Below are 18,841 nucleotides of genomic sequence, written 5' to 3' on the forward strand. Positions count from 1 at the left end.
TGGATCTATCGTCGCTCAGCTTTCCCTTGAAGCATCCAAAGGCCATAAGGGTGGGGCGGCGCAGAGAGAGAGCTGCGTTGGCCGTGCGGCACCGCGTTCCTGTCCATTCGATCGGCATACGCGTCCGTCGGTTCGTGAGGCGGCTAGCCATCAATTTGATCGGGGCACGGGCTTGGGAAGCGATCCGATCAATCCAAGCAAAAAAGCGATATTAGATGGTCTGCATATCGATCATTATCCCTTCGTTCAATCAGGCGCAATTTCTGGAACGGACGCTGTCTTCGGTTTTGGATCAAGCTGTGCCGGTGGAGGTCATCGTCGTGGATGGCGGTTCTACGGACGGCTCAGTAGACATCCTGGGGCGCTACAGGCATCGGCTGGCGTACTGGGTGAGCGAACCCGACCGCGGACAGACGCATGCCATTAACAAGGGCATGGCGCGGGCGACGGGGGAGATCCGGGCTTACCTCAACAGCGATGATCTGCTGCTGCCGGGGGCGCTGGAGGCGGTGGTGGAGGCGCATGCGGCGGATCCCGATGCCGACATCCTGCACGGCCGCTGCATCACCATCGACGAGAACGACGTCCCGCTGACCAAGCGCTACTTCAGCGACATCGAGACGCCGGCCGACATTCTCGACCTCTGGGGCGTCTGGTTCGCGGGCCGCAACTTTGTCCAGCCGGAGGTGTTCTGGACCCGCCGCATCGCGGAGCGGATCGGGCCCTTCGACGAGAGCCGGCACTACGTGATGGACTATGATTACTGGTGCCGTGCCATTCTTGCCGGCGCGAAGGTCCATCACATCGACCGGGATATCGCCGCGTTCCGACTGTGGGATCAGCAGAAATCAACGGCCGCGCAGAAGGCGGCGGACGAGCTGCGCGACGTGATGATCCGGCATGTGGAAGACCCGCGGACGCCGATCTCGGCCGCGCTGCGCCGTCGGCTGCGGGGCAACTGGGCCTTCGACGAGGTCTACGCCAAGCGGGGCGGGGCGTTGCAGCAGGACGGAACCTCCGCGATCAGGCGGCGGACGGGCATGGCGCGCGCGGTCCTGTCCCGGCCCGAGCTGCTCTACAGCCCCGCGTTCCGGCGACATGCCGGCAAGATCGTCCGGAACTGGCTTGGCGCCTGAATGCTCGCAACAGTGAACACCCTCACGACTCCCGCCCGGCGCATGCTCGGCAAGGTCCGGCGGCTCGCCCGCACGGATCCGGCGCTGATCTTCCACCGCGACGTCGTGCGGCCGCGGATCCTGCGGACGCCGCCGTTTTCGGGCACCACCGACGAAGCGGCCGAGGTTCATGTGCTGACCTCGGAGAAGGACTGGATCAACACGATCTGGGCGCTCAGGAGCTTCTATGCGCAGGTGCCGCGGCGCTATGCGCTGGCGATCCATGGAGACGCCTCGCTGCCGGCCGAGGCCGTCGAGGCGTTCCGGCGGCAGTTCCCCGATGCGCGGGTGATCGAGCAGAGGGACGTGCGGGACGAGGTGCTCGACGGCCTCGCCGCCTACCCGCGCTGCCGGCATTTGCGCGAGACCAACACGCTCGCCATCAAGAGCTTCGACTTCATCCACACGCTCAGGTCGGAGCGCATGATCCTCTTCGACAGCGACCTGCTGTTCTTCGCCCGCCCGGACGCGTTCCTCGCCTACCTGCAGGACGAGGGCCGCCGGGTGAACACGTTCAACCGCGACGTCGGCACCGCCTACGCCGTCGACATCGAGACGATCCGCGCCGCGGGCTTCGCTATCGAGCCGGAGGTCAATTCGGGCTTCGGCGTCGTCCACCGCGACAGCATGCGGCTTGACTGGATGGAGGAGTTCCTGAGCGAGATCCCCGGCCTGACCGAGGGCCACTTCTGGCGTATCGAGCAGACGCTCTTCGCGCTCTGCGCCTCGCGCTTCGGGGTGGAGCTGCTGCCCGAGGACTACCGCGTGTTCCTGGAAGGACGCGTGGAGGACCGGCCCTACCGCCATTACGTGGGTGCGGTCCGTGACCGGATGTACACCGAGGGCATGCGCAAACTGAAAGGTCCGCTGCTGCAGAATGCGTCGGCAGCGTAGGTCATGCGGGTCGCGGTCTTTCCGGACTGGCGCCGGGACAATCCGTACCAGCGCCTGCTGGCCGAAGCGCTCGCGCCGCTCGGCGTGGAGATGGTGTTCCCGGCAGGTTATCGCCGCGGGTTGCCGCTCTCCCGAGCCGTCCTGCCGCAGCCACGGCCCGACCTGCTGCATCTCCACTGGCCGAGCGCCTATCTGCGCAGCCGGCATCCGGCGGCGCGGGCGGCCTATTGTATGCGGACGCTCATGGACCTGAGCCTCGTGCGGCGGGCGGGCATTCCCGTGGTCTGGACGGTGCACAACCTCGTCTCGCACGACACGCCGACGCCGCGCCTCGAGCGGTGGTTCTCGGCCCGGCTGGCGGCGCTGGCCGACGGGCTGATCGTCCACAGCGAGGCGGCGCGGGCGGAGGTGACAGGCCAGCTCGGCGCGGCGGAGGAGAAGGTCACGGTCATCCCCCATGGCTCATTCCGGCCGGCCTACGGAGAGCTGCCCTCCCGCGCCGAGGCCCGCGCGGCCCTTGGGATCGAGGTGGAAAGACCGCTGGTGCTCTTCTTCGGGATGATCCGGCCCTACAAAGGCGTACCGAACTTGCTACGCGCCTGGTCTGGCCTCAAGGGTCGCAGGGGCGACGCCCTCTTGCTGGTCGTAGGTCTGGCCCAAGATCCGAAGCATTCGGCCGAGATCGAGGCGTTGGCGGCGCAGACGGACAACATACGGCTCGACCTGCGCTTCGTGGAGGACGCAGAGGTGCCGGTCCTGATGGCGGCCACCGATCTCCTGGTCCTGCCCTTCGGGCAAAGCCTGACCTCGGGCACCGTGCGCCTGGCACGAGATTACAATGTGCCGGTTGTGGTGCCGCGCGTGCCGAGCGCCACAGACGCGGTTGGTGCAATCCTGGCCGAGAACACTGGGCCGGAAGCGCTCGGTGATTCGATCCTGAGGGGGCTGCAGCCAGTTCGCTGGGCGAACGCGCCAGCACACGTGTCCGACGACTGGCTAGGAATTGCGGAGCAACATGCAAGTACTTTTAGCAAAATCTTCGCCGCGCCAACGCGCTGCGCGACGAATCGTTGCACGAGGATCTGAGTTTTCGGGCGGCATCACGTGCGGAAATACTCCCCGTATGTATTTCTTAGAACGTAAGGAGATGGGCAATAAATGAGTACTAAATGCACACTAACATTTTTAGTGCCGCTGCGCCCAAATATTCCAGGCACAGATTGGAATTTTGTCTCCCAATTAGCGATGAACACTCTTCGTTCCTGCCTACTTAATAGCGCACCCGAAATTCGCGTTATCATGATCGGACACGAGAGACCATCGGGCTTTTACGATGTTGACGACGATCGGCTTTCATTCGCTCCAGCTCAGACTTCGGTACCGTGCTCGACAGCTGGTTCGACTGGAATGGAAGACAAATGGTCAAAGCTTTTTCAGGGACTAGTTTTGATCGAGAGGAATCCACCAGACTATTTCATGTTCGTCGATGCTGACGATCTTGTCTCCAAGCGGCTGTACTGCCACTTGCGCGACATGATGCCCCAGAACGGATTGATCCTCAAGGATGGCTGGGAGTACTCGCTAGGCGGCAAATTTATTCGGTATGTCCCTGACACGTTCAACTGCGGGACCAACAGCGTCGTTGCCACAGCTTCTGTAAAACTTCCGAAGCGGCTTTCACCGGATGATCGCGCATCTTGCATACCTCTCATGGCAGGTCATACGATTATCGAGCGCCAAATGGCTTTGGCAGGCAAACCACTCGATCGCTGCCCCTTTCCGGCAGCGGTGCACGTTCACCACCGCCTCCAGCATTCGAGGCATTCAGGCGAAAGATCAAGCACTCCAAGCCGCAAGATCAAGACTGCTATCAAGAATGCTCTGTTTGTTGTTAAGCATTCAGCTCGCTACCGAAACGCGGAGCGAATCCTCCTTTCAGATTTTGCCCCAGACGAACGGATAGTGCAGGACTGTTAATTTGGAGCATGTTTCCATCCTCATCCCGGCTTATAACGCCGAGGAATGGATTACTGAAGCTATCGAGAGCGCGCTGAGGCAGGGGCCTGATGTCGAGGTGGTCGTCGTGGATGACGGCTCGACCGACGGGACGGTGGAGCGGATCGCGGCGTTTGAGGGGCGGATCCGGTGGGAGACGGGGCCGAACCGGGGCGCGCCGGCGGCGCGGAACCGGCTCCTGGAGCTCGCCGAGGCGCCGTGGGTGCAGTACCTCGATGCGGACGATTACCTGATGCCCGGCAAGGTGGCGGCTCAGCTCGAGGCGCTGCGGCGGATGGAAGATGTCGACGTCCTCTATGGACCAGAGACCGTCGAGTGGCGTGAGGCCGGATCCGATGTGGTGCGGCGGACCATCTCCGACATACCCGAGCCGCGCGACCCGTGGGTGTTGCTGGCGCTCTGGAAGCTGCCGCAGACAGGAGCGCCCCTGTGGCGGCGGCAGGCGCTCCTCGACGTCGGCGGTTGGCGGGAGGACCAGCCCTGTTGTCAGGAGCATGAGCTCTACCTGCGCCTGCTCCTCGCCGGGAAGCGGTTCGCCTATCATCCGGCGGGCGGAGCGGTGTACCGGCGGTTCTCGGATGGGACGCTCTCGACCAGGAACCCGTCCCTGGTTCGGCGCGAGCGGCTGAAGATCGAGAAGAGGATCGAGGAACACCTCGCCTCGACGGGAGCCCTGACGCCGGAGCGGCAGTGGGCCATCGACCAGGCCCGTTTCGACATGGCCCGCTCCGCTTGGCCTCAGGATCGTGCCGAAGCTCGGGCGCTGCGAGCGGTCATTTCTACCCGTGACTTCTGCCCACGAGGACCGGCCGCTCCTCCGGCATACTGGCACGTGGCTTCTGTTCTTGGGTTCGAAGCAGCGGAGTGGCTCGCAGCAGTAATGCGAAGGGTGCGTTCGCTTCGCTCGGGAGGATTCTAGGATGAAGGTAATCGGAATCATGACTGTACGTGACGAGGAAGATATTCTCCTCGAAAGCGCGACGGCCGCGATAAAGGCCTATGATGTCATCCTTAGCGTCGATTGCGGGAGCGAAGACAATACGCCCCAAATCCTGAAAGACCTGGCGCACCAATATAAGAATTTCAAGTTTTTCGGCTCGATTGCACCTATGACGCCAATGCAAGTGAAACGTCATATATGGAGCGCGCACAGAAAGTCCTTCAGTCATAGAGATTGGTGGGTGTTTGCAGACGCAGACGAATTCCTCAACGTTGAGCAGGTGCGGCCTAGGCTGATGCACGCTTCAAAAATCCTCGCTGATCACGTTAATGGAGAACACGTCAACTACTACTACACAAACGCTGACCACGAAAAATGGCTGGCCGGAGAAGAAAACCTTCAGTCGCGATCGCTCTCAATTACAAAGCGGCGAAGGTACTACCGCTACCACACCCAGCAGATCCGTTTTTTCCACAATTTGCCTTGGCTGCGCTGGAATGTAGATAGCGAGTTCCCGAGTAATTTGTCCAATCTTTCTGATCGCAACATTCAGTTTCGCCACTACCAGTACCGTGACGTTCCGCAGATTGAGCGACGCATTTCGATAAGGCGCGGCGAGATCCATCGAACTCACGGAAGCAATACGCATTGGATGAAAGATCACCTCAGCGAGGCTATTTCAGATGTCAATGACCCCGCACTTCATCTCGATGTAGGGAGGGGATATATAAAGGACCCGAACCTTAAGTCCATCGCTCGACAGAATCCTTTAAAAACATTGGCAAAGTATGCCAGAAGTTCTATAAAAGGATGCCTAACTGCGCAGGTTGAGGAAAACTGGTTCAGCGCCTTGGACACCTAGAGATGTGTGGTCTCTAGATAAATTATAAATTAGGTAGATCTGCGCCGACGCAGGCGAGGCACTCGAATTCGCCAAAAACAAGCGTTTGCTTACCTCCAATCTTAAAGATTGCGCGCACAACAATGGGTATGCCTTTAAGGGGGAAAAGCGCATTAATGCAACCCACTGCAAACTTGTCTGTTATCATACCCACCTACAACCGGCGGGAGTACCTGCTCGAGTGCCTGGAGAGCGTCGCGGCTCAGCGGGTGGCGCCGCACGAGGTGATCGTGGTGGATGACGGCTCGACCGACGGAACGATCGAGGCGGTGGAAAGGATGGCGGGCGTGACGCTGATCCGGCAGGCGAATGCCGGCCCCGGAGCGGCGCGCAACCGGGGTGCAGCAGCGGCGTCCGGAGATTATCTGGCGTTCATTGACAGCGACGATCTATGGTTTCCCTGGTCGCTCGAGGCGATGGCGGCCTTGGTGGAACAGCACCGTCCGTCGCTCATCTTCGCCCGCTTCGAGGACTTCGACGGCGACAGACCGCCGGTGGCGGTGGCGCAGCCGGTCGAGGGGAGGGTGTTTGTCGATTTTCTCGCCTCAGCCGGGCAGGGCTGTTTCGCCGGCGCGGGCATGATGGTGGTGGATAGGGCGCGCTTTCTCGCCGCTGGAGGCTTTACCGAGGATGGAATGAACGCCGAGGACCACGACCTGGCGCTGCGGCTCGGCGAGGCGCCGGGCTTCGTGCAGGTGGCGGCGCCGGTCACCGTCGCCCACCGCGTGCATCCGGGCAACGAGATGGGCGATCTGGGCAAGACACTGGAAGGGCTGGCCCGCCTCGTGGCGACCGAGCGGGCGAACGGCTATCCGGGCGGTGCCGGCCGGCGGCGGGCCCGCAGGACGGTGATCGCGTGGCATGTGCGCCCTGCGGTGGTCGCCGCCATTCGGTCGGGACAGCTTCGGCAGGCGCTCGGCCTCTATCTGGCGACCTTCGGGTGGAACCTGTGGGCCGGCCGCACGGCCTTCCTTCTCGGCGCACCCGCGCTGTGCCTCGGCCGGATGCTCTCCGGCCGACCGGCCGAGCCGAGGCACCAGTGAATGCCGGACGCGTTGATCAATCGGCTGCTGCGCGCGCCTGTGGGTCTGCGTTCACGGGTGCGGATCGCGGCTTTGCGCGCCTGCGGCATGCAGATCGGGCGGCGCTGCCGGCTGGTCCGGGTATCGGTGCCGACGAACCCCTGGGACGTCCGGCTGCATGACGGGGTGGCGCTCGACGAGCGGGTGGTGCTCCTGGCTTTCGGCCCGCGGCGGGGCAGTCCGCGCATCGAGATCGGGGCCCGGACCTACGTCAATCGGCACACGATGTTCGACGCCTCCCTCTCGATCACTGTCGGCGCTGACGTCATGATCGGGCCGTTCTGCTACGTGACCGACCACGATCATGATACGGCGCCGGGCGTGGCCCCGGGTGCGCTGCCGCTCGTCGAGGTGGAGACGATCATTGGTGACCGCGTCTGGCTGGGCGCCGGCGTGACGGTGATGAAGGGCGTACGGATCGGTGATGACGCAGTCGTCGGCGCCGGGGCCGTGGTAACGCGCGACGTGGCGCCCGGCGCGCGCGTTGCCGGTGTTCCGGCGCGAGCGGTGATGCCATCGGCGGGCAGAGCGCATGCCTGAGACGGCCGCCCTCTCCCTCGTCATCCCCACCTTCCGGCGCGCAGGGCGGTTGGCGGAGACGCTCGAGCGGGTGGGCGTGTGCGTGCCGGGGCCGGCCGAGGTGATTGTTCATGTCGACGCGGGCGACACGGAGACGGCGCCGATGCTGGCGGAGCGGTTCCCGGAGGTACGCGTTCTGGTGTCGGAGATCCCGCTGGGGCCGGGGGGCGCCCGCAACCGGCTCGTCGCGGCGGCGCTACACGATCTCATCGTCAGCCTCGACGACGATTCCTACCCGATCGACGGCGATTTCTTCGCCGCCGTGAGCGAGGCCTTCGACGCCCACCCACGGGCTGGTGCCCTGGCCATGACAATTGTCCATGAGGACGAGGAGACCCCGGCGCGCGGCCCCGGAGCACGGACGGTTGCGGACTTCGTCGGCTGCGGCTGCGCGTACCGCCGCGCAGCGTTCCTGGCGACGTCCGGCTATCTGCCGCTGCACCCCGCCTACGGGATGGAGGAGGCCGACCTCGCCCTGCAATTGCTCGATGGCGGGTGGGAGATCGTCCACCGCGACGACCTGCGGGTGCGCCACGCCACGGACCGCTCGCACCAGGCGGCGAGTCCAATCGTCGCGGCCCATGTGCGGAACACGGCCCTTCTGGCGTTCCTGCGCTACCCCTTGGGGCACGCCTCGCTCGGCGCCGCGCAGTTCGCGAACCGGGTTCTCTACTCGACCCGGCGGGGACATCTCGGCGGGGTGCTCCGGGGTATCCTGCAGACGCCGGCGACCCTCCTGCGATATCGCACGCACCGCCGCCCCGTCCGCGCCGACACCGTGACCGCCCTGCGCGCGCTGCGCCGCAGGCCGATCGGCGAGGCCGACCGGGCATGATGCTTGAGGCGGCACCCTGGATCGTCTGCCAGATCGGCGCGCGGGAGAACTATGCGGTGGCGCGGGCGCTGCATGGGCGGGGGCGGCTGGCCGCCCTCATGACCGACGTCTGGGCGGGGGGCGCGCCTTTGCCGGGGCGGCTGGCGGAGCGGACGCATCCAAAGCTGCGGGGGGCGCGAGTTCGAGGCATCACGGGGCGGGCACTGGCGCGGGAGATGCTGGACCGGGCTCGCGGGCGGGGCGGCTGGCAGCAGATCCTGGCCCGCAACGCCTGGTTCCAGCGGGCGGCGGCGCGACGGCTCCAACCCCTCCTTCAGGGTCGGCCCGGGACGGTCTTCGCCTACAGCTACGCTGCCGGGGACATTCTCGCCGCCGCTCGTTCGGCGGGATGGCGGACGGTGCTGGGGCAGATCGATCCGGGGCCTGTGGAGGCGCGGCTGGTCGATGCGCTCTACGCCGAGGCGGGGCAGGGGGGCGCGCATGAGCCGATCCCGCCCGCCTACTGGGATGCATGGCGGCGGGAGACGGCGCTCGCCGATGTCGTCCTCGTCAATTCGGAATGGTCGCGCCGGGCACTCGTCTCCGAGGGCGTTCCTGAGGCGAAGATCGTGACGGTGCCGCTTGCCTACGAGCCGACGCTCTCCCCCCATCCCCGGACGCCGCCCGCGCAGTTCGATGCCGAGCGGCCGCTTCGGCTGCTGTTCCTCGGCCAGGTCACGCTGCGCAAGGGGATCGACCTCGCGCTCGAGGCGATGCGGGCGCTGCCGGACCTGCCCCTGCGGCTCGACGTCGTGGGACCGCTGCAGGTCGCGGCGCCGGACTGGGTGACGGGGGACCGCCGCATCACGCTCCATGGCCCGGTGCCACGCAGCGCGGTCGGGCGGTTCTACGCGGAGGCCGACGTCTTCCTCTTTCCCACCCGGTCGGATGGCTTCGGTCTCACTCAGCTGGAGGCACTGAGCGCCGGCGTGCCGGTGATCGCCTCGGACCGCTGCGGTCGCGTGGTGCGCGACGGGGTGAACGGGCAGGTGCTGACCGCGCTCCATGCCGGAACTCTGGCCGAGGTGCTGCGCGGGCTGGTGGAGCGGCCGGACCGGATTGCTGCCTGGCACGAGGCGGCGCGGCTCGATCCCCGTTTCGGGCTCGACGCCCTTGGCAGGGCGCTCCTCGACCTCGACGACCGGCTGCAGGCGGCCTGAGGTGCGCACGATGCCCTATCCGGCGCACTCCGTCCCCTACCGGCCGCCGGCGCAGGCGCAGCGGCGGGCCGTGCGGATGGTCCCGGCGCGGCGGCTGAACGACCTGACGACATTGTCGACGGTGATCGTGCTGGCGGGGCTGCTCGTGGCCGGCGTGGCGATCCTCTACGCCGAGACGGCGAACCAGGCCTTCGCCTACCCGGCGCCGTTCGTGGGCGCGGCGCTGGCGATCGCGGCGACGGTCGAGGCGCGGGCGGGTCTGCGCAACCTCGTGCGGGTGGACCTCTTCATGCTCGGGGTCCTCTACCTGCTGACGTTCTTCGAGTTCCTCCTGCCGCAGGATCCGGTGCCGCCGCTGGTGACGCTCGAGGCGGCGCAGACGGCGGTGCAGGCGACTCTGCTGGGGTTTGCCGGGATCGTCCTCGGCCGGCACGTCTTCCCGGCGCGACGGCCGCTGCCCTCGGAGGTGCATTTCCGCGTCTCGCCGCGGGTGACGATTTGGCTGCTCCTGGGCTGCGCCTTTTTCGGCTATCTCTACATGCTGCTGGCCGTGCGCTTCGACATCTTCGAGATGATCTACCAGATGTCGCGGCCGCGTTTCTCGCAGCCCTGGACGCGCGGGCGGCTCGGCGGTTTCTCGACGCTCCTGAACGAAGTAGGGCTTCTGACGTACCTGCTGCCGCCATTGGCGGCCTCTGTCTTCGCGCAGGGGCGCCGCTACACCCTCGTGCAGAGGGCGATCGCGGCATCGATCGTCGGGCTGGTCTTCTACGAAGGCTTCGCAGGCGGAACGCGAAACGTCTTCCTGACGCACCTGATCACCTTCACCGTGACCTACGCGCTCCTGATGCCGCGGCTGACGCTCTGGCGCCTGCTGGCTCTAGCGGTGCCCCTCTTTGCGGTGGCGGGCTTCGCAGTCTACTACCTGCCGGAAATCCGCACGGTGGGCCTCGGCAACTTCGAACTGGAGACGGCGCGGACGGACTCGCTTTTCGTCGACCTCAACCTCATCAACATCGCCATCCTGACCCAGGCCTTCCCCAACCAGGTCGGATACCTCGGCTTCGAAATTCCCTTCACAGCCGCCGTCCGCCCTATCCCCCGTGCCCTCTGGCCCGGCAAGCCGGAGGGCCTGTCGGTGTCGATCGAGGAGGTAATCGGCGTCTCCGGCATGACGCTTTCTGCAACCTTCGTCGGGGAGCTCTGGATGGCGGGCGGGTTTCCCGCGATCGCGATTATGGCACTTGCATTAGGCGCGGCCGCAGCACGCTGGAACCGGATCGGCGCAGTCGCGACAACAAACATGACGCTGATCCTGTTCGCGTCAGGATTCTTCCCAGCGGGGATCGCGATGCGAAGCTTTCTAGGTGTGGGGCCAACACTTCTGCCGTTAATCGCGCTAAATCTACTAACAAGGATCGTCGGGCCCCGATCGTCAAAGTGAAAGCCATTGTGTGAAAATAGTTCATATAACGACTCATGCGGGACAGGGAGGCGACTGGACGGCCCTTGCCGGACTGTCATCAGTTTTCTTGCAAAATGGCAATAGGGTTCACATATACGGCTCCGGCTCATCGACAAGAGTAAGGAATGGGCACGAGCTATATCTTAACAAAGGAGCTTCTGGATTTGCCCGATCATCGATGATTTTGCGTGAAATCCTGAGTAGTACTGACATCGTCCATTGTCACAGTCTAGCGGCTCTAGCGCTTGCCGTTCAGCTAAAGCTGGCGAGCAAGCATACCTTTCGGGTAGTTTATACATTTCACTGGGCGGTAAATTCAGGACGCATTAAAAGATTCGTAGCCAAACGACTAATTCTTCGCAGCGACATCATCCACGCACCGTCTCATGATGCCGGGGACTATCTATCCGAGCTATACGGAATTCCTAGGTCAAAAATATCGATATGTCACTTCGGAGTTGACGCACAGAGATTCACTCCATTGAGCCAAGGCCAACATTCCCTGGTGCGAAAGCGCTTAGGGATCCCAGAAAACAATTTTGTTGCTGTGTACGCTGGGCGCCTTGCGCCAGAAAAAGGCGTAGGACAGATTATCGACTTTTTTGGCAGACATAATCCGCCTAACACGCAGGCACTGATCGTCGGAAACGGAGACCTCAAGGCTCAGCTTCTCGCCAAGCGAGACGCCTATGGGCTAAGAGACAAGGTGTTTTTCGTCCCTCACACCGATTCAGTGGAGGAAATGTACAGGGCCGCCAACCTTCTTCTGCTTCCGTCCGTCTCGCACGAGACCTTTGGCCTTGTCGTCGTGGAAGCTGCTTTATGTGGCGTTCCATCACTTCGAAGCAATCTTCAGGGTGCGCAGGATCAGATCATCGATGGGTGCAGCGGATTTTTGTATGACCCGGGACATCCGACCGCTTTTGACGACAAGCTTTTATCTGTGTTGCTTAATCCTGACAGGTTGACAAGGGTTGGAGAGAACGCGCGAAAGGTGGCGCTTGAACGATTTTCTTATGAGAAGATGTATGACAGGTTTTATCAGCTTTATATGAATACTATCGGCTAGACTCTTTCGGAGCTTTTCCCAGTTTGGCCATTCTGTTTTTTACCGTCATGCCGTCGCCCTACCAGCGGCAGCTGTTCGCCGCGATGGCGGCGGCGGGGATGGATGTTGCCGTGCGGTACTACACAGGCGGGGCGCATGATCGGGAGTGGGAGCTGCCGGAGCTTCATCCGTTCGAGAAGGTCATGGCGGGGCGGACGCTGGCGCAGCTGGGGCCATCGGCGCACTGGAATCCGGACGTGATGGCGGAGATCGAGGAGGTGCTGCCGGATCTCGTAGTCGTCAGCGACTATTCGGCGCCGACGGCGCAGGTGGTCATGCGCCGGCTTGCGCGACAGGGGCGGCCGTTCGTCTTCTGGGGAGAGGTGCCGGGGTTCTCGAAGCGCGGCCTGCTGGGCAGCCTCGTGCGCAGGCAGCTTCAGGCTCCGCTTGCGAAGGCGGCCGGGATCGCAGCGATTGGGTCGGGGGCGGCCCGGGCGTATCGCGACCTCTTCCCGGGCAAGCCTGTCTCCAACATCCCCTATTTCTGCGACCTCGCGCCCTATCGGGAGGCGCGGGCGCGGACGACCGCCGCGCGCGAGAGCATCGACATCCTCTTCAGCGGGCAGATGATCGAGCGGAAGGGCGTGGACGTCCTGATCTCGGCCTTCGGTGAGGTGGCCTCGCGCCATCCGCGGCTGCGGCTGAAGCTGCTGGGGGGCGGGCCGGAGCAGGCGCGCTTTGCCGCCATGGTGCCCGAGGCGCTGCGGGAGCGGGTGCATTTCCTCGGCCATCGCGAGCCGGCGGATCTGCCGGAGGTGTTCGCTCAGGCGGACATCTTCTGCCTGCCGTCCCGGCATGACGGCTGGGGCGTCGTCGTCAACGAGGCACTCGGGACGGGCCTGCCGCTGATCGTCAGTGATGCCGTGGGCGCCGGGCATGACCTGGTTGCGCAGGGGCGGAACGGCTTCGTCGTTCGGACCGGCGATGTGCAGGACCTGGCACGTGCGCTGGAGCAGCTCGCAGACGACGGCCGGCGCGCCGAGATGAGCCGGACTTCCGAGCGGATGGCGCAGGACTGGGAGCTTGCCGAGGGCGTCCGCCGCTGGCGCGCCGCGACTGCGGAGATCGTGGGCGGCGAGGCTGCCGCGTGAGGGTGGGGCTCGTCTCATCCGGGTCCGGCTCGCGCGGCGGAGGCGAGATCTACCTGGCGTTCCTGGCCGACGGGCTGGCGGCGCTCGGGTGCGAGGTGACGGCGCTCGTGCCCGATGCGCCCCGCATGGACGAGCTGGCGGAGCGTCTTGGCCGTTCGGCGCAGGTCACGCGCATCCCGTTCCGGACGACTTACGACCGGCGGACGAGGACGCTTGGAGCATGCCTCGATCGGGCGCAAATCCAGGCGCTTGCGACCCGGTTCGCTGCGCTTGAGGTGGATGTCCTGCACGTCAACCAGCAGGTGGCGGAGGACGGGCTCGACCTGGTGCAGGCCGCCGCGCGGAGCGGTCTGCCCTGGCTCTCGACCATCCATGTCGGCCGATCGGCGGTCGATCTCGGGGCCCGGTTCGGCGGTCTCCGCGACCGCCTGGCGGCGGCCGTCCTGACCCGCGCCGGCGGGCACCATGTGGCCGTCTGCGAGGCCGCCCGCGACCAGCTGGCGGCACGCTTCGGCGGAGATGCGGCGGTTCACGTCGTCCATAACGGCGTGCCTGTTCCCGACCCGGACGTCCTGGCGGCGGCGCGGGCGCGCGCCCGGGACGACTGGGGCGTGCGCGAGGACGAGATCGTGGTCGGGGCGGTCGGCCGGATCGAAGCTCAGAAGGGTCCCCTCGCGCTAATCGACCATTTGCACCCCTTCGCCGGGCGCGGGATCCGCGTCGTCTGGATCGGGGACGGCACCCTGCGCGGCGAGCTCGAGCGCCACGCGGCCGCTGCCGGCGTGCCGCTGATCGTCGATGGCTGGCGCTCGGACGCGGCGACGCGGCTGGCAGGCTTCGACCTCTTCGCGATGCCGTCGCGCTTCGAGGGCCTGCCGCTCGCGGCGCTGGAGGCTCTGCATGCCGGCCTGCCGGTCGTCGCCAGCAGAACCGACGGAATGGCGGAGGCGCTGCGCCACGAGGAGACCGGGTTTCTCTGCGCGAGCGCCGGGGACTGGAAGACGGCGTCCGGCCGGCTCCTGGACGACGCGGGCCTGCGCAGGCAGATCGGTGCGGTGGCCCGGCAGGACGCGCGGGCGCGCTTCAGCAGCGAGGCAATGGCGCGCGCCACGCAGGTGCTCTACGGCCGTGTCTGCGCGATCCGCGGGCGGTCTCCGGCAGCCGTTGTCGCCACATGACGAGGCGGGTGCTGCATGTGACGCCGTATCTCGATGCCGCGGCCGGCGGGCCGCCGGTGGTGGTCGAGCGGCTGGCCGAAGGCGCCGACCCCAACGGGTATGCCGCTCGCATCCTGACGAGTGCGGCCCTGACCGAGGACGGGGGCGCGGCCCTCGGCCGGCGGCATGGCGTAGCGGTGGTGCCCTCGCAGGCCCGCGCGATCTTCGGCAGCGGGCAGCGGCGGGTGGCGGAGATCGTACGCGCCGTCGACATCGTCCATCTGCACACGCTCTGGAGCCCGCTCGTCGCCGCGGCGGCGGCCGCCGCCCGCAGGGCCGGGGTGCCCTACGTGCTCTCGCCCCACGGCATGGCGGCCCCTTGGTCGACACGGCAGAAGTCCCTGCGCAAGCGCATCTACTGGGGTCTGGTGGAGCGGCGAACCGTGGCCAACGCCGCACGGGTCGTCTTCACCAGCGCCGCCGAGCGTGATCAGGCCACGCTCCTCGAGGCTGGGGCCCGGACCGCGGTGATCCCGCTCGGCGCCGATGCCCCGCCCGCGCCGCGCGCCGAGCTTGCCGCGGCCTTTCTGGCCGAGCACCCCGACCTCGTAGGCCGCCCGCTGCTGCTGTTCCTAGGGCGGCTGCATCCGAAGAAGCGCCCGGAGGCGCTGGTCGCGGCGATGCCGGCGATCCTGACCGCGGTGCCGAACGCCGTGCTGCTCTTCGTCGGCGGCGGCGAACGGCGGATCGTGCAGGCGCTCACCCGGCAGGCGCAGGAGCTCGGCCTCGGCAGCTCCGTGCGGCTCCTCGGGCCGCGGACGGGGGTCTGCAAATGGCGTGTCCTCGCGGCGGCGAGCCTTTTCACCCTGCCGTCCCAGCAGGAAAACTTCGCCATCGCGGCGGCCGAGGCCCTGCGCAGCGGCGTGCCGGTGCTGACGACCCGGCAGGTCGACATCTGGCAGGAGATCGTCGCGGCGGACGCCGGCCGGGCGCTGGACGAGACCGACATCGTGGGCTCCATCGCGCGGGAGGTGGTTGCGCTCCTCGGCGACGGCGCGGCGGCGGCCGCCATGTCGGAGAACGCCGTGCGCCTGGCCGAGAGCACCTTCACTTGGCACCGCTGCGCCGAGAGGACGCACGTGCTCTACGACGAGGTCCGCGCCGATGCCTGATGGTTCGGCCACGAGGGACGCCGCCACCGACCAGGCACGTCCGCGCCCGGCGCCGCCCCTTTCGGACAGGCTGCGCCGCGGGCTCTGGCAGATGGTCCGGGCGCTCCTCTTCGCGCCGAGCCCCGTGCCCTTCCACGGCTGGCGGCGGGCGCTGCTGCGGGCGTTCGGGGCGCAGGTCGGCGCGCGCGCCGCGATCTATCCGGGCGCCCGGATCTATGCGCCATGGCGGCTCGAAATCGCCGAGGGCGCCACCGTGGGCGACGGCGCCACGCTCTACTCCGTCGACACGATCCGGCTGGGGCCCCGGGCGATCGTCAGCCAGGGAGCGCATCTCTGCACCGCCTCCCACGACCTCCGCTCACCGGGCTTCGAGCTGATCTCGGCGCCGATCGTGCTGGAGGCCGATTCCTGGGTCGCGGCCGAAGCCTTCGTCGGCCCTGGCGTGACGTTCGGAGAAGGGTCCGTCGCCGGGGCCCGGGCCGTGGTGATCCGAACGGTTCCGTCTCGCGCAATCGTCGCGGGAAATCCTGCACGGGAAATCGGCTTGCGGCCATTGCAGGGCCACAATTTTTTGCGAGGACGCGTCAAAAGCATAGCTCCGGCAATCGAGGAACCTGACGCGTCGCTTTAGGCTGGTAAGTAAGATGTATTCAGTTTCACAGTCTGTGTTGCCTACAGAGATAGCGCCCAATGTGGCGCATATTGCCCCCCTGTTGCTGCTGCTTTCGCGCGAGACGCTGACCCCGGCGGAGGCGGATCGCGCGCGGGCCCTCGCTCGAAGCGTCACGGACTGGCCGATGCTGGTGCGGACGGCGATGTCAAAGCGGTGCCTGCCCTTCGTCTATCGGCATGTGGCCGCGCTGGACCTCCTGCCGCCCGAGGCGCCGCTGCGGCAGGAGATGAAGCAGATCACCCTCGTCCTGGCGTCCCGCTGGCTCTCCTACGCGCAGGCGCATCGGGTCTTCGTCGAGACCTGCCTCGCCCCCCACGGCACGCCGCACCTGTTCTTCAAGGGCGTCTCGCTTGCCAGGTACTATGCGCAGCCCAGCCTCAGGACATCGCGCGACATCGACGTCCTCGTGCGGCAGGCGGACGTGCGTCCGCTGATCGAGCGGGCAACCGACGCAGGCTACCGCGTGATCCTCGACCGGCGGACGGGCCATCTGGCGAAGTGCGCGCGCGATGTGGAGGCGGTGCTCCGCTACAAGCGCGACGTGCCGCTCGTGTCGCCCGAGGGCATCCCGATCGAGGTGCATGCCGATCTCTGGCATGGGGCGGATTTCGTCGACAGCCAGACGCTGCTGGATAGGGCCGAGACGTGCTCCATGGCCGGGATCGAGCTGCGCGTCATGCCGACGGCGGAGCTCTTCGTGTACCTCTGCCACCATCACAACCGGCACCTCTGGTCGTCGCTCAACTGGCTGGCCGACATCTCGGCGATCCGGTCGGCACCCGATTTCGACGAGGCCAGGGCCTGGTCCGTAGCCGACCGTTTCGCGCTGCGCGAGGTGGTCGAGGCGACGCTCGCCTTCGACGACCTGAGCCGCGGCCGCCCCAGCGCACAGCCGCCGCTCGCCCGCGCCCGCGCCGAAGAGAGCCGCCGCTTCTGCCTGATGATCGCCGACGGCCACGTCGATACCGAACGCGGCCTCTACTTTGAGCGAATCGACCCCACCGACGACTGGCGCGCCTCAGACGCGCTGCACGAGACCGTCCGCCACCGCGCCTGGCGCTCCCGCCTCACGCCGAACCTCGATCAGTACCAGGCCTGTCCGCTGCCGCTGTGGCTGCACTGGCTCTATCCGTTAGGCAGGGCCATCATAGGGGCACGCCGCGCCGCGGGTCGGGAACGATGAGCATCGTTCTGGCAGCCGCCTCTCTCGCGCGTCGAGCCAAGGAGCTTCGCAAGAAGCGAGGTGCAGGAAAAATTGTTCCGCAATCTAGCACAGCTTGCGGCTGCGTTCGCACCGTGGCGCCGCAAGACGAAGTAGAAAAGGCCATCGCTATGACCCGCTGCTCATGGTTTCTTCGCTGATTCCGAGGTTAACTTTCTTGACGAAAGAAGCGGAATCATGTGCATTGGCTACAGACTTCTGCTAAGTACGACGTCATGTGTAGGGAGACGATTTCTATGAAGAAGTATACCAAGCCTGTTCTGCGTGAGCACGGAACGGTCGAACAGATGACGCGTGGCAACGCCACAGGCTCGCGACTGGACCAGACTCTTGTGGAAGGTCAGGAGGCGCCCGTCCCTTTTGACGTCTTTTCCTAAGATTGAAACATCGAAGCGGGCATGGTCACGTTGATGATCATGCCCGTGGACGTCCCCGCGAGGGGAGTCAGTTGCCGCTGTAGCAGCCAGTGCTTCTGCGCCTGCGGCTTGAGTCCTTCGTTCAGTGAGTGTTCGATGGTTGTCGAGTTTAGCGAAGCGCGGCCTTGGGTCGCGAATTCGGACGTGATCAGCACGCCACTCGGCGACGAGGTGGCGCTCCTCGACCATCGCTCGAACACATACTTCACACTTAACGCGACTGGAGCATTCTTGTGGTCGCGACTGCAGCAGCGCCCTTGTTCTGCCATGGAGCTCGGACAGGCGCTCGCTGATGAGTTCAACGGTAGTCAAGACGAGATGCTAGACGACGTCAGAACGCTGGTGGCTGAATTACATACCCGTGATTTGATCGTACCCGCGAACGATGATGAGCCGTAGGAAAGGCCTCAGCAGGCGAACTGGCAGCACCTTGTTGCTGCTTGAGGCCTTAGCTTGGGTAATCTTCATCCGCGCGTCGCTCTGGCTGCGTCCGTACCAGAAGCTACTAAAGTTCTGCCAGACCTGCTCTATCGGGCATGCCGGCGAACATGCAGAGCGCGTGCCGAGGGCGGTGCGCAGGGCAGCGCGATGGATCCCGGGTGCCAGTTGTCTTACGCAGGCCCTTGCTGCTCAAGTCCTTCTGGCCCGTCGCGGCGTCCGCTCGGTCTTACATCTCGGCGTAAATCTCACACCAAGCGGCGGCTTCGGCGCACATGCTTGGATAGAAATCGATAGCATCGTCGTCATGGGTGGGGATCAGCGCTCGCTCAAGCGCTACAGCCGCATCATCTCTCACGAAACCGGACCAGCCGCTGGAGCCGCAGCGAAGCCTAGGATAGCGTGAGCGGAATTGGAGGACTTGTCGGAGGAAGAAGTCGCAAGGATTCTACTAGACTGATAGCCGGACTGGCGCGTC

The 18,841-nt window shown here is 65.5% G+C and carries 19 protein-coding genes; all 19 read left to right on the forward strand.

Annotated elements, in window-relative coordinates:
• Positions 1-215 precede the first annotated feature (215 nt).
• The 19 genes from JM664_RS05720 (at position 216) to JM664_RS18970 (ending at position 18,769) form a co-directional block, all read left to right on the forward strand.
• A complete protein-coding gene (locus JM664_RS05720) occupies positions 216-1,136 on the forward strand; it encodes a glycosyltransferase family 2 protein (RefSeq protein ID WP_227418965.1) in 921 nt (306 codons plus the stop codon).
• A 12-nt stretch (positions 1,137-1,148) separates the two neighbouring features.
• Positions 1,149-2,069, forward strand: coding sequence for a hypothetical protein (locus JM664_RS05725; protein WP_227418966.1), 921 nt, complete (start codon positions 1,149-1,151; stop codon positions 2,067-2,069).
• A gap of 3 nt (positions 2,070-2,072) precedes the next feature.
• Positions 2,073-3,155 carry a glycosyltransferase gene (locus tag JM664_RS05730; protein ID WP_227418967.1) on the forward strand — a complete coding sequence of 361 codons (1,083 nt, stop codon included), beginning with the start codon at positions 2,073-2,075 and terminating at the stop codon, positions 3,153-3,155.
• A gap of 72 nt (positions 3,156-3,227) precedes the next feature.
• Positions 3,228-4,046 carry a hypothetical protein gene (locus JM664_RS05735; protein WP_227418968.1) on the forward strand — a complete coding sequence of 273 codons (819 nt, stop codon included), beginning with the start codon at positions 3,228-3,230 and terminating at the stop codon, positions 4,044-4,046.
• Between the two features lies 1 nt (position 4,047).
• A complete protein-coding gene (locus JM664_RS05740; RefSeq protein WP_227418969.1) occupies positions 4,048-5,004 on the forward strand; it encodes a glycosyltransferase in 957 nt (318 codons plus the stop codon).
• Between the two features lies 1 nt (position 5,005).
• Positions 5,006-5,887 (forward strand): glycosyltransferase family 2 protein, encoded by an 882-nt coding sequence (locus tag JM664_RS05745; protein WP_227418970.1) that lies wholly within the window; start codon positions 5,006-5,008, stop codon positions 5,885-5,887.
• Between the two features lie 173 nt (positions 5,888-6,060).
• On the forward strand, positions 6,061-6,969 hold the full coding sequence (locus JM664_RS05750) for a glycosyltransferase family 2 protein (protein WP_264465541.1): 909 nt from the start codon (positions 6,061-6,063) through the stop codon (positions 6,967-6,969).
• Positions 6,970-7,548 (forward strand): acyltransferase, encoded by a 579-nt coding sequence (locus JM664_RS05755; RefSeq protein ID WP_227418972.1) that lies wholly within the window; start codon positions 6,970-6,972, stop codon positions 7,546-7,548.
• Positions 7,541-8,422 carry a glycosyltransferase family 2 protein gene (locus JM664_RS05760; RefSeq protein WP_227418973.1) on the forward strand — a complete coding sequence of 294 codons (882 nt, stop codon included), beginning with the start codon at positions 7,541-7,543 and terminating at the stop codon, positions 8,420-8,422. The genes JM664_RS05755 and JM664_RS05760 overlap by 8 nt, the downstream gene beginning before the upstream one ends.
• Positions 8,419-9,621 carry a glycosyltransferase gene (locus JM664_RS05765; RefSeq protein WP_227418974.1) on the forward strand — a complete coding sequence of 401 codons (1,203 nt, stop codon included), beginning with the start codon at positions 8,419-8,421 and terminating at the stop codon, positions 9,619-9,621. Before JM664_RS05760 ends, JM664_RS05765 begins: the two co-directional genes overlap by 4 nt.
• A 10-nt stretch (positions 9,622-9,631) precedes the next feature.
• On the forward strand, positions 9,632-11,065 hold the full coding sequence (locus JM664_RS05770; protein WP_227418975.1) for a hypothetical protein: 1,434 nt from the start codon (positions 9,632-9,634) through the stop codon (positions 11,063-11,065).
• 10 nt (positions 11,066-11,075) lie between these two features.
• A complete protein-coding gene (locus tag JM664_RS05775) occupies positions 11,076-12,155 on the forward strand; it encodes a glycosyltransferase family 4 protein (RefSeq protein ID WP_227418976.1) in 1,080 nt (359 codons plus the stop codon).
• 23 nt (positions 12,156-12,178) lie between these two features.
• Positions 12,179-13,285, forward strand: a complete 1,107-nt coding sequence (locus JM664_RS05780) for a glycosyltransferase family 4 protein (RefSeq protein WP_227418977.1) — start codon at positions 12,179-12,181, stop codon at positions 13,283-13,285.
• A complete protein-coding gene (locus tag JM664_RS05785; RefSeq protein WP_227418978.1) occupies positions 13,282-14,463 on the forward strand; it encodes a glycosyltransferase family 4 protein in 1,182 nt (393 codons plus the stop codon). The genes JM664_RS05780 and JM664_RS05785 overlap by 4 nt, the downstream gene beginning before the upstream one ends.
• Positions 14,460-15,614 (forward strand): glycosyltransferase, encoded by a 1,155-nt coding sequence (locus tag JM664_RS05790; RefSeq protein WP_227418979.1) that lies wholly within the window; start codon positions 14,460-14,462, stop codon positions 15,612-15,614. The genes JM664_RS05785 and JM664_RS05790 overlap by 4 nt, the downstream gene beginning before the upstream one ends.
• A complete protein-coding gene (locus JM664_RS05795) occupies positions 15,607-16,245 on the forward strand; it encodes an LbetaH domain-containing protein (RefSeq protein ID WP_227418980.1) in 639 nt (212 codons plus the stop codon). Before JM664_RS05790 ends, JM664_RS05795 begins: the two co-directional genes overlap by 8 nt.
• An 82-nt stretch (positions 16,246-16,327) precedes the next feature.
• Complete coding sequence (locus tag JM664_RS05800) at positions 16,328-17,470, forward strand: nucleotidyltransferase family protein (RefSeq protein ID WP_227418981.1); 1,143 nt, start codon at positions 16,328-16,330, stop codon at positions 17,468-17,470.
• Positions 17,471-18,021: 551 nt separating this feature from the next.
• Positions 18,022-18,324: a PqqD family protein gene (locus JM664_RS05805; protein ID WP_227418982.1), complete on the forward strand. Its 303-nt coding sequence runs from the start codon at positions 18,022-18,024 to the stop codon at positions 18,322-18,324.
• A complete protein-coding gene (locus tag JM664_RS18970) occupies positions 18,314-18,769 on the forward strand; it encodes a lasso peptide biosynthesis B2 protein (RefSeq protein ID WP_227418999.1) in 456 nt (151 codons plus the stop codon). Before JM664_RS05805 ends, JM664_RS18970 begins: the two co-directional genes overlap by 11 nt.
• The last annotated feature ends 72 nt before the right edge of the window (positions 18,770-18,841 follow it).

The organism is Roseitranquillus sediminis, from assembly GCF_016918935.1.
Classification (GTDB): domain Bacteria; phylum Pseudomonadota; class Alphaproteobacteria; order Rhodobacterales; family Rhodobacteraceae; genus Roseitranquillus; species Roseitranquillus sediminis.